At 38.6% G+C, this 14,060-nt stretch carries 10 protein-coding genes; 7 read left to right on the forward strand and 3 right to left on the reverse strand.

Going from position 1 to position 14,060, the window contains the following annotated elements:
- The first annotated feature begins 158 nt into the window (after nt 1-158).
- From uvrA to HHL20_RS07835, 5 genes are all read left to right on the forward strand, one after another.
- The gene (gene uvrA / locus HHL20_RS07815; RefSeq protein ID WP_169230590.1) at nt 159-2,990 is read left to right on the forward strand and encodes an excinuclease ABC subunit UvrA; all 2,832 of its coding nucleotides are present in this window, start codon (nt 159-161) and stop codon (nt 2,988-2,990) included.
- 327 nt (nt 2,991-3,317) lie between these two features.
- The gene (locus HHL20_RS07820; RefSeq protein WP_169230591.1) at nt 3,318-3,722 is read left to right on the forward strand and encodes a hypothetical protein; all 405 of its coding nucleotides are present in this window, start codon (nt 3,318-3,320) and stop codon (nt 3,720-3,722) included.
- Nucleotides 3,723-3,847: 125 nt separating this feature from the next.
- Nucleotides 3,848-4,723, forward strand: a complete 876-nt coding sequence (gene era / locus HHL20_RS07825; protein WP_072882662.1) for a GTPase Era — start codon at nt 3,848-3,850, stop codon at nt 4,721-4,723.
- A 67-nt stretch (nt 4,724-4,790) separates the two neighbouring features.
- Entirely contained in the window at nt 4,791-5,222 is a 432-nt protein-coding gene (locus HHL20_RS07830) for a DoxX family protein (protein ID WP_169230592.1), read from the forward strand.
- Nucleotides 5,223-5,339: 117 nt separating this feature from the next.
- Entirely contained in the window at nt 5,340-7,742 is a 2,403-nt protein-coding gene (locus tag HHL20_RS07835) for an alpha/beta hydrolase family protein (RefSeq protein WP_169230593.1), read from the forward strand.
- Nucleotides 7,743-7,980: 238 nt separating this feature from the next.
- Here the strand turns inward: HHL20_RS07835 and HHL20_RS07840 are convergent, their stop codons facing one another.
- Nucleotides 7,981-8,670 carry an HAD family hydrolase gene (locus HHL20_RS07840; protein WP_394352916.1) on the reverse strand — a complete coding sequence of 230 codons (690 nt, stop codon included), beginning with the start codon at nt 8,668-8,670 and terminating at the stop codon, nt 7,981-7,983.
- Nucleotides 8,671-8,754: 84 nt separating this feature from the next.
- Between HHL20_RS07840 and HHL20_RS07845 the strand changes: the two genes are divergently transcribed.
- Together HHL20_RS07845 and HHL20_RS07850 are read left to right on the forward strand one after the other, a co-directional pair.
- Nucleotides 8,755-9,333, forward strand: a complete 579-nt coding sequence (locus HHL20_RS07845; RefSeq protein WP_169231147.1) for a Crp/Fnr family transcriptional regulator — start codon at nt 8,755-8,757, stop codon at nt 9,331-9,333.
- A gap of 53 nt (nt 9,334-9,386) precedes the next feature.
- Nucleotides 9,387-9,890, forward strand: coding sequence for a GNAT family N-acetyltransferase (locus tag HHL20_RS07850; protein WP_169230595.1), 504 nt, complete (start codon nt 9,387-9,389; stop codon nt 9,888-9,890).
- Here HHL20_RS07850 and HHL20_RS07855 read toward each other — a convergent pair whose 3' ends face one another.
- Entirely contained in the window at nt 9,891-12,338 is a 2,448-nt protein-coding gene (locus HHL20_RS07855) for a ligase-associated DNA damage response DEXH box helicase (protein ID WP_262888421.1), read from the reverse strand.
- 125 nt (nt 12,339-12,463) lie between these two features.
- A complete protein-coding gene (locus tag HHL20_RS07860; protein WP_169230596.1) occupies nt 12,464-14,044 on the reverse strand; it encodes an ATP-dependent DNA ligase in 1,581 nt (526 codons plus the stop codon).
- Between the last annotated feature and the right edge of the window lie 16 nt (nt 14,045-14,060).

Genomic DNA, 14,060 nt, shown 5'->3' on the forward strand with positions numbered 1-14,060 from the left:
ACCGGTAAAAAATATACCGGTATTTTTTGTAATTAATTCATTGAGGTAAAATATACCGGAAATTACCGCTCAATAATCTAACATTTTTTAACACAGGAAATTCCATAAAATTCCGTAATTTTGCACATCGTGATTTTCATGTAAAATCACACCAAATTATGAGTAAATCAACAGAATATATAGAAGTTTACGGTGCGCGAGAGCACAACCTGAAAAACATCAATGTCAAAATCCCCAGAAATGAACTGGTAGTCATTACCGGGCTTTCGGGAAGCGGAAAATCTTCCCTGGCTTTTGATACTATTTTTGCAGAAGGCCAGCGCCGCTACATCGAAACTTTTTCAGCTTATGCAAGACAGTTTCTGGGTGGTCTCGAACGTCCTGATGTAGATAAAATTGAAGGATTGTCTCCCGTAATTGCCATCGAACAGAAAACTACGAACAAAAACCCGCGTTCAACCGTAGGAACCGTAACGGAATTATATGATTTCCTGCGACTTCTGTTTGCCAGGGTTTCGGATGCCTATTCTCAAACGACTGGAAAAAAGCTGGTAAGCTACACCGAAGAGCAGATTCTCGAAACCATCAAAGAAAATTACAAAGGCGAAAAGATCATGCTGATGGCTCCTGTCGTAAGAGCCAGAAAAGGGCACTATCATGAACTCTTCGTGCAAATGGCCAAAAAAGGATACGGACAGGCAAGAATTGACGGTGAATTGCAGGATATTGAATATGACCTGAAACTCGACCGTTATAAAACCCACGACATTGATATTGTAATTGACCGCTGGATTATCGGGGAAAGCGCCTCGGAAAACAGAATGGAGAAATCCCTTCGTACCGCAATGGAAATGGGAGAAGGCCTTATCGGAATCCAAAAGCTGGGAAGCACAGAAATTGAATATTTTTCTAAAAACTTAATGGATGCCGAAACCGGTCATTCACTCGCTTTGCCGGAACCGAATACCTTTTCTTTCAACTCACCGAAAGGAAGCTGCCCGACTTGTAAAGGACTGGGAACCATTAAAAAAATCAACACCGATTATTTTATTGAAAATCCTAAGCTATCCATCAACCAGGGAGGTTTGTTGCCTTTGGAAGATATTAAATCAAACAAATGGATTCTTGCCCAAATTAAAAATATCCTTGAAATTTTCGGATTGGGACTCACAACGCCGATGAAGGACATTCCGCAGGAAGCCCTGGATTACATGTACAACGGCTGTCATAAAGAATTCAACAAAGACCTGAAATACGCAGGAATTACCAAAAAAATAAAGTTAAGCTTTGACGGACTGATTGCTTTTATGGAAGAAATCATCGAGGACAGGGAATCGTATGAAGCCATTCTTCTTGAAAGACATTTCACCACGGAAGAAACATGCCCGGAATGTAAAGGAACCCGGCTGCAGCCTTCAAGCCTGAGCTTTAAAATTGACGGTAAAAATATTGCGGAAGTGAATGCTTTAAGCCTTATCGATTTAAAAGAATGGCTGGCTGATGTTAAAGATAAATTTTCAGAGAAAAATGCGATTATCGCCCACGAAATATTAAAAGAAATCGAAACCAGACTTCAGTTCTTGCTGGACGTTGGCTTGGATTATTTAAGTTTAAGCAGAAGCTCGAAAACACTTTCGGGAGGTGAATCTCAGAGAATTCGTCTTGCAACGCAGATCGGTTCGCAGCTGGTAAATGTCCTTTACATTTTGGATGAACCAAGTATCGGACTCCATCAGAGAGATAACGAAAGACTCATCAATTCACTGAAAAATCTCCGCGACATCGGAAATTCCGTATTGGTGGTGGAACATGATAAGGATATGATTCTTGAAGCTGATGAGGTGCTGGATATTGGCCCGAGAGCCGGAAAATTCGGTGGTGAAATTCTCTGGCAGGGAAAACCAAAAGATTTGCTGAAAGCAGACACGATCACCGCTCAATACATCAACGGAAAAAGAAAGATAGAAATTCCCGAAGAAAGAAGAGCCGGAAACGGAAAGCAGATCGTCCTGAAAGGAGCCACCGGAAACAATCTTAAAAATGTGAACCTTACAGTTCCTTTAGGAAAACTGGTGGTGGTTACCGGAATTTCAGGAAGCGGAAAATCTTCCCTGATCAACGGAACTTTGTACCCGATTTTGAACAGGCATTTTTACAGAGCTGTACAGGAACCTTTGCCGTACAAAAAAATTGAAGGTCTTGAAAACATCGATAAAATTGTGGATGTAGACCAAACCCCGATCGGAAGAACGCCGCGTTCCAATCCTGCAACCTACACCGGAATGTTTACAGACATCCGAAATCTTTTTGCAGAATTACCGGAAAGTAAAATCCGTGGGTACAAACCCGGAAGATTCTCTTTCAATGTAAAAGGCGGAAGATGTGAAACCTGTCAGGGAGGGGGACTGAAAGTAATTGAAATGAATTTCCTGCCGGATGTTTATGTTCATTGCGAAACCTGCAACGGAAAGCGATTCAACAGGGAAACTTTAGAGGTTCGTTACAAAGGAAAATCGATTTCCGATGTGCTGGATATGACGATTGATGAAGCGGTGGAATTCTTCCAGCCGATTCCAAAAATTTATTCCAGAGTGAAAACCTTACATGATGTAGGTTTAGGGTATATCACATTGGGACAGCAGTCAACGACATTAAGTGGAGGAGAAGCACAGCGTATTAAATTAGCTACGGAACTTGCCAAAAGGCAAACCGGAAATACGTTATACATTCTTGACGAACCGACTACCGGGCTTCATTTTGAAGATGTAAAAATCCTGATGGATGCGATTAACCAGCTGGTAGAATTAGGAAACTCTTTCATCATTATTGAACACAACATGGATGTCATCAAAATGGCAGACCACATCATCGACGTTGGCCCGGAAGGCGGAAAGCACGGCGGACAGATCGTTGCCCAGGGAACACCCGAGGAAATTGTGAAGTCAAAGAAGAGTCTGACAGGGAAGTTTTTGAAGAGGGAATTGGAGTAAAAGTTATCAACTTAATTATATAAAGGAATTTGTGAATGCAGATTCCTTTTTTTATTGCAAAAGAGTATATGATGCCATCTTATTCGGGTTCCCGATTTGACAAACTTTACCCCTAAAACTTAATAGTTTTTAGATTTTTTCATCTCAAAATTAACACCCAATATTAAATTTTCAATTATTTTAAAAATTTAAAATACTGATAATCAATAAATTAATTTACAATGTTAACCCAATGTTAACTGTATGTAAAATTAATATGAATTTTTTTATATATCTTTGGTAAAGAGTTAGTAAATAATTTAAAATAACACTTAAAACCAACGAGTTATGAAAAATAAAATTCAGATAGTAATCGCTTCTTTTTTAGTTTGTGGATTTGTAACAGTAATGAATAACGCAAAAGCACAGACAACAAATAATAACACCATTCAGGAAGTACAGCTGAATAAAAACGATGCATTCAGCGAAATCAGAAATTTGTTGATGGCTAATTTCGATTTTACCAATTCCGATTACAAGCAGGGAATCGTAAATTCTGAAGTAAAATTTGATATTGCTGAAAACGGAAAGATTGTCAATGTACACTCCAAAGGTGACTGTAAAAACGTAAGTAAAGAAATCGAAAACGTATTGAGCAAACTTCAATACAGAGTAGACAGCAAAAAATTAAATGAAAATATGATTGCTTCTACATTTGTAATGCCGGTACGCGTAGATATCAACAATAGATAAAAGTATATATTTAATTGAAAAAGCCCCTGAAAATAAAGCATTTTCGGGGGCTTTTCATTTTAATACCAGGAATAGGCCGAAAGACCAGATTTGTTTTATTAACTTTGCAGTTCAATATAATTTTTATGCACAAAGCAGGATTTGTAAATATCGTCGGGAAACCGAATGCCGGAAAATCAACCTTACTCAATCAGTTAATGGGAGAGAAGCTGGCCATTGTTACCCAAAAAGCACAGACAACACGCCACAGAATTTTTGGAATTTATAATGAAGAAGATTTGCAGATCGTATTTTCCGATACCCCGGGAGTGCTGGACCCGAAATACGGATTGCAGGAAAAAATGATGGATTTTGTAAAAGATTCCCTTCAGGATGCAGACGTATTCCTATTCATCGTGGATGTTACTGACAAAGCCGAGCCTTCAGAATTTTTAATTGACAAGCTAAATAAAATTCCCGTACCCGTCTTACTGTTGCTGAATAAAGTTGACCAAACCAACCAGGAAGGTCTGGAAAAGCTGGTTGAAACCTGGCATGAACGAATTCCTAAGGCTGAAATTTTACCTATTTCCGCACTGAATGCTTTCAATACTGATATTATTTTACCGAAACTGAAATCATTGCTTCCGGAAAATCCTCCATATTACGATAAAGACCAGTATACCGACAAACCGGAACGGTTTTTCGTGAATGAAGCTATCCGGGAAAAAATCTTACTGAACTACGATAAAGAAATTCCCTATTCGGTAGAAGTGGTAACGGAGCAGTTCAAGGAAAAAGAAGGAATTATCTTCATCGATTCTATTATTTATGTAGAAAGAGATACCCAGAAAGGCATTGTGATCGGACATAAAGGTGAAGCCATTAAAAAGGTAGGAACAGAATCAAGATTGGATCTGGAGAAATTTTTCAATAAAAAAATTCACCTGAATCTTTTTGTAAAGGTGAAAAAAGACTGGAGAAAAAACGACAGAGATCTGAAAAACTTCGGGTACCGATAGACTAAAAACTGCTGAAAAGCCGTTATATAAGAAGATTTTTCGTTATCTTTAATTAAATTTTAACTTAATGAACTATTTGAACCCGACAAATTCTAATACAGTTTTTAAAGATATTATTTTATTGGTAGTGAGAGTTTTTATCGGTTTCGCGATGCTGTCTCATGGATTTCCCAAGCTTCAGATGCTTCTGGATGGCGGAAAGATCGAGTTTTTCGATTTTCTGGGAATGGGACCAACCGTATCTTTAATTCTTACTGTTTTCGCGGAGTTTGCGTGTTCCATACTTCTTATTTTGGGATTATTCACGAGGGTCGCACTGGGATTTCTCATTTTTACGATGATCATTGCAGCTTTCGTTGTTCACGGAGCTGACCCCTTTGAAAAGCGTGAGTTGAGTCTTATCTATCTTTCAGTGTATCTCCTTATGATGATTTTCGGTCCCGGAAAATTCTCTGTAGATCATATGATCGAAAAAAGAAAAAGAGCCACCGAGTGGTAATTTAAATACAGGCAGCAAATTTTTGCTGCTTTTTTATTTACGCCATTTGTATAAAGAGTATTTTTTAAAATGTAGATTAATATAAAATTCATTAAATTCGTCTTAAAAGAGAATTTAATGAAGATAAAGTTAACCATCTGCCTTCTTGCGTTTCTTAATTTCTATCAGGCGCAGGAAAACATCAGTTACCAAAAGCCATCTGCCGAAATCCTTAAATTGGCAGACTATGAAAGACCTCCGAGTGTCTTAATGAACAGTAAAAAAGACTGGATTGTTTTCAGCTACCGACCGACTTATAAAACCCTTGAAGATCTTAGTCAGCAGGAAATGAAACTTGGCGGACTCAGAATAAATCCGGTGACTAATATTTCCAGTTCGGTTACCTACATCAATAACCTGAAAGTAAGAAAGCTGAATGATAAAACGGAAGTTCAGGTTAAAAATTTACCGCAAAATCCTAAAATTGCGTATACTTCATTTTCCCCGGACGAAAAATCTTTTGCGTTTACCAATACCACTAATAAAGGTGTTGAACTCTGGATTGTCGATCTTGAAACTGCAACGGCAAGAAAAATCACTTCAGACAATCTGAATGCCAATTTAGGAAGTCCTTATACCTGGAATAAAGATTCAAAAAATTTATTGCTAAAAGTTCTTCCTCAGAACAGACCAGCACTGATTGATTCCAGTAAAGATCTTCCGACAGGACCTATTGTTTCAACTTCTGATGGTAAAGTTTCACAAAACAGAACGTATCAGGATTTGCTTAAAAACCCTCAGGATGAAAAGAATTTTGAAATTCTTACCGCTTCCGAAATCTATAATGCCGATCTTCAGGGAAATCTTAAAAAAATAAAAGATCAGGATATGTACACCGGGCTAAGCTATTCTCCGGACGGAAATTATCTGATGGCTACAACCATTAAAAAACCTTTTTCCTATATTGTTCCTTTAAGTCGTTTTCCGATGACAACAACAGTTTACGATACCAACGGAAATGTTGTAAAAGTGGTTAATGAAATTCCTTTGAATGAGATTATGCCGAAAGGCTTTTCATCCGTAAGAATGGGAAAAAGAGATATGGGATGGAGAAGCGATATGCCTGCAACATTGGTTTATGCTGAAGCTTTGGACGGCGGAGACCAGTCTAAGACAGCAGATTTCAGGGATGAGATTTTCACCTGGGATGCTCCATTCAGCAATGCTCCAAAGTCTTTTTTTAAAACAAAACAAAGATATGAAGGAACAAGCTGGACCAATGATCATTATGCCATTGTTTCAGAAGGCTGGTACGATACCAGAAATACAAAATCTTATCTTATCGACCTGAACAACGGAGAATCTAAAGTAATCGACGACAGAAATTACCAGGATGTGTATAATGATCCCGGAAATTTTAACACTACCAAAAACCAATACGGAAGATATGTTGTCGATATGAAAGGAGGAAAGTCCTACCTTATTGGTGCCGGGTTTACCAAAGACGGACAGCACCCTTTTCTGGATGAGATTGATATGAAGACTTTAAAAAAGAAGAGACTTTACACCTCCAATCTTAAAAATGCAAAAGAAGAAATCATCGATATTCTGAATCCTTCAAAAGGGGAAATTTTAACGACCCAACAGTCGTCAAGCCAATATCCGAATTATTACAAAAAAAATATAAAATCCAATAAAGCAGAACCGGTAACCCAGTTTGCGAATCCGTTTGAAAGCATCAAAGACGTTTATAAGGAAGTTATTACTTACAAAAGGAATGATGGAGTTACCTTGACGGGAACACTTTACCTTCCTGCAGGTTACGACAGAAAGGCAAAGACCAAAAAACTTCCGTTGCTGATCTGGGCTTATCCTACAGAATATAAAGACAAAAATACCGCAGGCCAGAATACCCAAAATCCGAATGATTTCACTTTCCCGTATTACGGATCCTTCGTATACTGGACGACCAAAGGCTACGCTGTTTTAGACGATGCCGCATTCCCGATCATCGGGGAAGGAAAAACAGAACCGAACGACACTTTCATTCCTCAGCTGGTTGCCAATGCTGAAGCCGCTATTAACGCCGTTGATCAGCTTGGATACATCGACCGTAAAAAAGTGGCCGTGGGAGGACATTCTTACGGTGCCTTCATGACGGCCAACCTTTTGACACATTCGAATCTTTTTGCCTGCGGAATTGCGAGAAGTGGTGCTTATAACCGTACATTAACGCCTTTCGGATTCCAGAGCGAGCAGAGAAATTACTGGGATGTTCCGGAAATTTACAACACCATGTCACCATTTATGAATGCCGACAAAATGAAAACACCGCTATTGCTGGTTCACGGTGATGCCGATAACAATCCCGGGACATTCACCCTTCAGACAGAACGGTATTTCCAGGCGTTGAAAAACCTAGGTGCTCCCGTGAAAATGGTTCTTCTTCCTAAGGAAGCTCACGGATATGTTGCGAAAGAAAACATTCTGCATTTGCTTTGGGAACAGGATCAGTTTCTGGAGAAATGCTTGAAAAAATAATTTTTGAAAGTTTTTATATAAATATAATGTCCCTAAAGTTTTCGGTTTTTAGGGACATTCTATTTATTTTAACCGCAAAAGGAACAAAAGTTTAATACTATATCAAAGCTTATCAGTACAAATGTAAAAAAGAGTGCATAAGCTCAAAAATCTTTTTTGTTCTTTTGAAAAATTTATTAATAAAGAGCATCTGTGAAATAGCTTTTGCATCTTTTGTGGTTATATTAGATAGTTTAATTTAAAAATAATCCAAAATCTCACGAATATTTTTAAATTCCATGAAACGTTCAGATTTCGGTTTTTGTTCGTGGTGTTCGTGAGCCCAGGTGATATGATAAGGAATGTGAGCAGCATAACCGCCTGTTTCCAATACTGGTAAAACATCCGATTTTATTGAATTCCCCACCATTAAAAAATGTTCGGGCTTACAATCCAGATGCCGGATCAGTTTCTGATAATCGCTATTTTTTTTTTCACTCATAATTTCAATATGATGGAAATAATCCTGCAGCCCTGATTTCTTAAGCTTTCGTTCCTGATCCAGCAGATCACCTTTGGTAGCAACTACCAATCGATACCGCTCTTTTAACTGGTCTAATGTTTCGGCAACGCCGTCCAGAAGTTCAACAGGCTTCTGTAAAAGACCGTGTCCTATTTCAATAATTTTTTCAGTTAAAGACCCATAACTTACTCCGTTTGAAATTTTTCCTGCCGTTTCTATCATACACAGCATAAAGCCTTTCACCCCGTAACCATAGAGATGAAGATTTTTCATTTCAGCAGCAAATAATTCTTCAGAAACCGTCTTATTGGGGTGTTCATCTTTAAAAAGTTCACAAAAAGCCATTTCGGCTTCATGGAAATACGTTTCGTTTATCCAGAGGGTGTCATCGGCATCAAAAGCAATTACATGAATAGAATTCATAATGTGTTAAAATTAGATTTTGTAATTTTCCGGTCCAAAATTCAGAAATAAATATCAACCAAAAAAGGACATTTGTCCCGGATCATTATGCTGAGAACGAATCAACCATTTCTAGACTATCTGGAAGCACTTTACGAGAGACAGCCGGAAAAGGAAAATATCATTATTAAATCTTACGCCAAAGGAGAAAGATTGCTTACACAGAATGAAGATTCCACAAAGATCATGCTCATCAGAAGCGGCATTACCAAGTGCTATTTTATAGAAGAAAATGACAAAGAATATATTGTTGAATTTTTGGGTAAAGGAGAAATTATCGGTGAGATTGAGGTCATTAAAAATGTTCCTTGTCTTTGCTCCATTGAAGCGATAACGAAAGTTACAGTATATGCAATGTCGATCCCGTATTTTAAAGATCTGCTTAAAAATGACCTTGGTTTAAATAATTTTCTGCTTGATGTTTTTGCGGAGCGTATCGTTAATACTTCAAGCAGGGCATCCTACCAGCAGCTTCATACGACGGAACATACACTGAGTCAGTTTCTGGAATTAAAGTCTAAAGAAATGGAACTTTCAAAGGAAGATATGGCTGCTTATCTGGGAATCAGCGTCAGAAGCCTAAACCGAAGCCTGAAAGAACTGAAAGATCCCGACGCCGAAGAATAATCATATAAAAAGAAAAATCTTCATGTATATTTGCAGATAAATGCTGCCATCCTATGGAAGAATTAACCTTCAGAAATGCGACACTTGAAGATTTACCGAAAATTGTTGACATTTACAATTCTACCATTCCCTCCCGAATGGTAACCGCCGATACCGAAAATATTTCTGTGGAAAGCAGAATACAGTGGTTTCACGATCATAGTCCTCAAACTCGGCCGCTCTGGATGATTGAAGATACTGCAAAAAATATTTTAGGCTGGGTAAGTTTCTCGTCATTTTACGGCCGGCCTGCTTATAACGGAACAGTGGAAGTCAGCATTTATATGGATGAAAACTGCCGCGGAAAAGGATTCGGTAAAAAAGTTCTGCAATATTGTATTGATAATGCCGGAAACTTCGGTGTAAAGACCTTACTGGGATTTATTTTTCTTCATAACGAACCGAGCCTGAAGCTTTTCAGACATTTTGGCTTTGAAGACTGGGGAACATTTCCTGATGTAGCGGTATTAGATGGCATAGAAAGAACACTGATCATCCTCGGCAAAAGAATAGGATAATTACCTGATCTTTTTTGCCTGATCTACCAGCCTTTTGATTCTGGAATCTAAATCTTCACTTGACAGGGTCTGACGGAGACTGTCTACTTTTATCGGGAAACTCAACGGGGTAAAGGAATTGGCAAATTTCAAAATAACTTTTGATTTTTCAATTCTTTTAAATGCTTCTACAAGCCTTTGCTCCTGAAGCTGCATATTGAACACTTCAGTATAAGCCTGTCTTACCAGAAAATGTTCCGGATCGTAATCTTCAAGCACTTTAAAAATAAGACCTGCGGAACTTTGTAGCGATTTATTGGAACGTTGCTGTCCCGGGAAATTCTGAATCACCATTCCCGAAATTACCGCAATATCCCGAAATTTACGTCTAGCCATTTCTGCAGCATTGATACTTGAAATAACGTCGGTCATCAAATTCTCACGGGTTAGAATCTGTTCCAAATTATCTTCATTCAGTGGAATTTCTTTATCACTGAATAATTCAAAACCATAATCGTTCATGGCCATCGAAAATGAAATCGGAGCCAGCTTTGAAATACGGTACGCAATAAGCGCCGCCATAACTTCATGAACAAGCCTTCCTTCAAAAGGATACATAAATAAATGGTAGCCTTCGCGGTTTTTAATTAACTCTACCAAAAATTCATTCTCCTCGGGAATATGGGACCGCTCTTCCTGATTCGCCAGCAACGGATGGAGAAATTTCAACTCCTTTTCCGGGGCTTTAGGATTCAGTGCACCCGAAAGCTTTTCCCTTAAAAAACGCCCGAGATTGGAGCTTAACGGCAGTCTTCCGCCCAAATAGCTCGGTGCAAAAGCCTTTCCTTTAGAAGCCCGTACAAAAACCGTCATATCTTTAATCATGGCGACTTCAAGGACGCGTCCGGCAAGAATGAATTTATCCTCTTTTTTTAATCTTGAGATAAAATATTCTTCCACCATACCGATATAACCGCCGGAAATAAATTTTACTTTCAGCATGGCATCACTTACAATGACGCCCATATTCATCCGGTGGAGCATGGAAATTCTTCGTGAAGTTACTTTATACAAACCTGTTTCATCAATAACTACTTTATGAAATTCTTCATAGCTTTTCAGTGCTTTTCCGCCTATGGTTAAAAAATCCATGATGCCTTTCCATTCATCTTCGGTCATCTCGCGGAAGGCAAACGTTTCTTTGATTTGCGGATACATTTCATTAGGATAAAAGCCATCGCCGATGGCCAGCGTCATCAGGAATTGTACCAATACATCGAAACACAGCACCTGAGGATCACGAGGCTCAATGACGTTATTTTTTACAGCTTCTTTTAGTGCCGAAACCTCAATTAGTTCTAAAGAATGTGTAGGAACGCAATAAATTTTAGAGGTTTCGAAAGGAGAGTGGCCACTTCGTCCGGCCCGCTGCAGAAATCTTGCAACGCCTTTTGCAGAACCAATCTGGATAACTGTATCTACCGGTTTAAAATCAATTCCCAAATCTAAAGATGAGGTTGATACCACCGCTTTCAGTTTTCCGTTGCTGAGGTTTTCTTCAATCCAGATTCTTAAATGAGCATCAATCGAACTGTGATGGATAGCGATTTGTCCGGCAAAATCAGGATACGCATCCAGTAAAAGCTGATACCACATTTCACTTTGGCTTCTGGTATTGGTAAAAACAATCGTTGAATTGGAGTTCAGGATAATCGGAACCACCTTATCTGCCAGCTTATGCCCGAGATGTCCAGCCCACGGAAGAATTTCCACTTCATCCGGAAATACAGAGAGGATGTCGATTTTCTTTTTTTCTTTTGCCGTAATGGTAGTCTTTTTAATATCATAAGGGATCAGGACTTCCATAGCTTCATCCAGATTACCGATGGTAGCCGTAATTCCCCAGACTTTAATTTTGGGAACATATTTTCTGAGCATGGATACTCCCAGTTCAACCATAACGCCGCGCTTGGAACCGAGGAGTTCATGCCATTCATCAATCACAATGGTCTGTAAACCCTGAAAAAACCGCTGATGTTTTTTTTGCCCGAAGAGCAAATGAAGGCTTTCGGGGGTTGCCACCAGAATTTCAGGCATATTTTTAACCTGTTGCTGACGGATTTTAGGATCCGTATCTCCGTTTCTGACACCTACTGCCCAATCTAAACCGATTTCATCAATGGCTTCCTGCATCGCTTTGGCAATATCTTTAGAAAGTGATCGAAGAGGAGTGATCCAGATCATTTTCAAGCCTTTCCCGTATTTTTCGGGACGGTTCAGAAAATCTGAAATTAATGCTAAAAATACTGAATAGGTTTTTCCGAAACCTGTTGGCGCGACAACCATTCCGCTGTAACCATTCCCGAATTTCCGCCAGGTTTCGATCTGAAACCTGAAAGGGGAAATATTTTTATCAGCCATCCATTGCTGAATGATTTTGAATCCGTTGGTATTTTCGAATGTTGTCAAGTTTTATTTTAATTTTGTTCAAACGCAATGAGTGTAAATGAATTATCTTAAAAAATGAAAGCATTTTCGTTCAAAGTGACTTTTCATTCAGCACACTTTTTAATTTCATTCTTTCTCATTTTAAATTACTGTATCAGTTTCTTAATTTCCTCAAGATCATCAATTTCATCCACCGTTTTATCTTTTCTCCATCTTAAAATTCTCGGAAAACGAAGGGCAACACCACTTTTGTGTCGGTTGCTGAACCCGATGCCTTCAAAAGCAATTTCAAAAACAAGTTCTGCTTTTACGGTTCTTACCGGTCCGAATTTCTCGATAGCGTTTTTATTCACAAATTTGCTGACCTCCATAATTTCTTTATCCGTAAGTCCGGAATAAGCTTTTGCAATGGTTACCAGCTTGTCTTCATTTTTTACGGCAAACGTATAATCGGTGTAGTAAGCACTCCTTCTTCCGCTTCCTTTCTGTGCATAAATAAGAACTGCATCAATCGTCAGAGGATTAATCTTCCATTTCCACCAGTCTCCCTTTTTCCTGCCGGAATGATACGGTGAATTTTTCTGTTTCAGCATTAATCCTTCGCTATTGATATCCCTGGAATTTTCTCGAATATTATTTAATTCATCCCAGTTTTCAAATGCTATCGCTTCTGAAATTTTAATATATTCAGGATTTTCGTTGAGCAGTAATTCTTCCAGCATTGCTCTTCTTGCAGAGATCGGCTTTTCACGGAGATCATTATTTTCCAATTCTAATAAATCATATGCAAAAACCTGAATCGGGATTTCTGCAAGCATTTTTTTAGTTAAAGTTTTACGGTTTAACCTTTTCTGTAATTCATTAAAATTTAAAACTTTACCATCCTTTACCGCAAGTATTTCTCCATCTATCACAAAGTCACCTTGCATGTTCTGAACAACTTCTTTTATTTCCGGAAACTGCTCGGTAACCAGTTCTTCGCCTCTGGACCAGATAAACACTTCATCATTTCTGCGAATGATCTGTCCGCGGATTCCATCCCATTTGTATTCAATAAGCCATTCATCGGGCTGTCCTAATTCTTCCAGTTCTTTTTCCAAAGCATACGCAAGGCAGAAAGGATAAGGTTTTGAATTATCCGGATTGATATTTTCTGCGGAAATCAACTCGCGGAAATCAACTTCGTCAGGCTGCCATTTTCCCATTAGACTGTGCATTAATGTACTTGATTCCTGATGTGAAAATTTTGTTAAAGCATTGATCAAAGTCTTATCGGAAACCCCAATTCTGAAACTGCCGCCTAAAAGTTTGTTGAAGATCAGGCGTTCTGTATAATCCAGACCGTTCCAAGAGCGAAGGACAAATTCTTTTTTTTCCTGGTCGGTTTTATTTTTAAGATCCGTAATCTCATTCATCCATTCGGATAATGATCTGTCAATTTTTTGTGTAGGTGGAGGCAGAATTAATGAAAGTGTTTCCCCAAGATCACCTACCGAAGAGTAGCTTTCCTGAAAAAGCCAGAAGGGGAGCTGAGTGATTTCCAGTGCCCATTCTTTCATATAATTGGAATTGACATTTCGTTTCGGACGTTTACCCGTAAACAGCGCTATAAACCAAACTTTATCTTCATCCGGCGCACGTTCAAGATAATCAATGATAGCATCGATTTTAGCATTGGTTTTATTGGTGCTTTCCAAGGCGTTAATAAGCTCTGCGAAATGTTTCATTTTTTATTTATTATAA

Origin of the sequence: Chryseobacterium cheonjiense (genome assembly GCF_012927265.1) — a bacterium.
Lineage (GTDB): Bacteria > Bacteroidota > Bacteroidia > Flavobacteriales > Weeksellaceae > Chryseobacterium > Chryseobacterium cheonjiense.

Bases quoted from the DNA above. Each gene is read 5' to 3' on its own strand.
- uvrA (WP_169230590.1), top strand. From the start codon at position 159: ATGAGTAAATCAACAGAATATATAGAAGTTTACGGTGCGCGAGAGCAC.
- HHL20_RS07820 (WP_169230591.1), top strand. From the start codon at position 3,318: ATGAAAAATAAAATTCAGATAGTAATCGCTTCTTTTTTAGTTTGTGGA.
- era (WP_072882662.1), top strand. From the start codon at position 3,848: ATGCACAAAGCAGGATTTGTAAATATCGTCGGGAAACCGAATGCCGGA.
- HHL20_RS07830 (WP_169230592.1), top strand. From the start codon at position 4,791: ATGAACTATTTGAACCCGACAAATTCTAATACAGTTTTTAAAGATATT.
- HHL20_RS07835 (WP_169230593.1), top strand. From the start codon at position 5,340: ATGAAGATAAAGTTAACCATCTGCCTTCTTGCGTTTCTTAATTTCTAT.
- HHL20_RS07845 (WP_169231147.1), top strand. From the start codon at position 8,755: ATGCTGAGAACGAATCAACCATTTCTAGACTATCTGGAAGCACTTTAC.
- HHL20_RS07850 (WP_169230595.1), top strand. From the start codon at position 9,387: ATGGAAGAATTAACCTTCAGAAATGCGACACTTGAAGATTTACCGAAA.
- HHL20_RS07860 (WP_169230596.1), bottom strand. From the start codon at position 14,044: ATGAAACATTTCGCAGAGCTTATTAACGCCTTGGAAAGCACCAATAAA.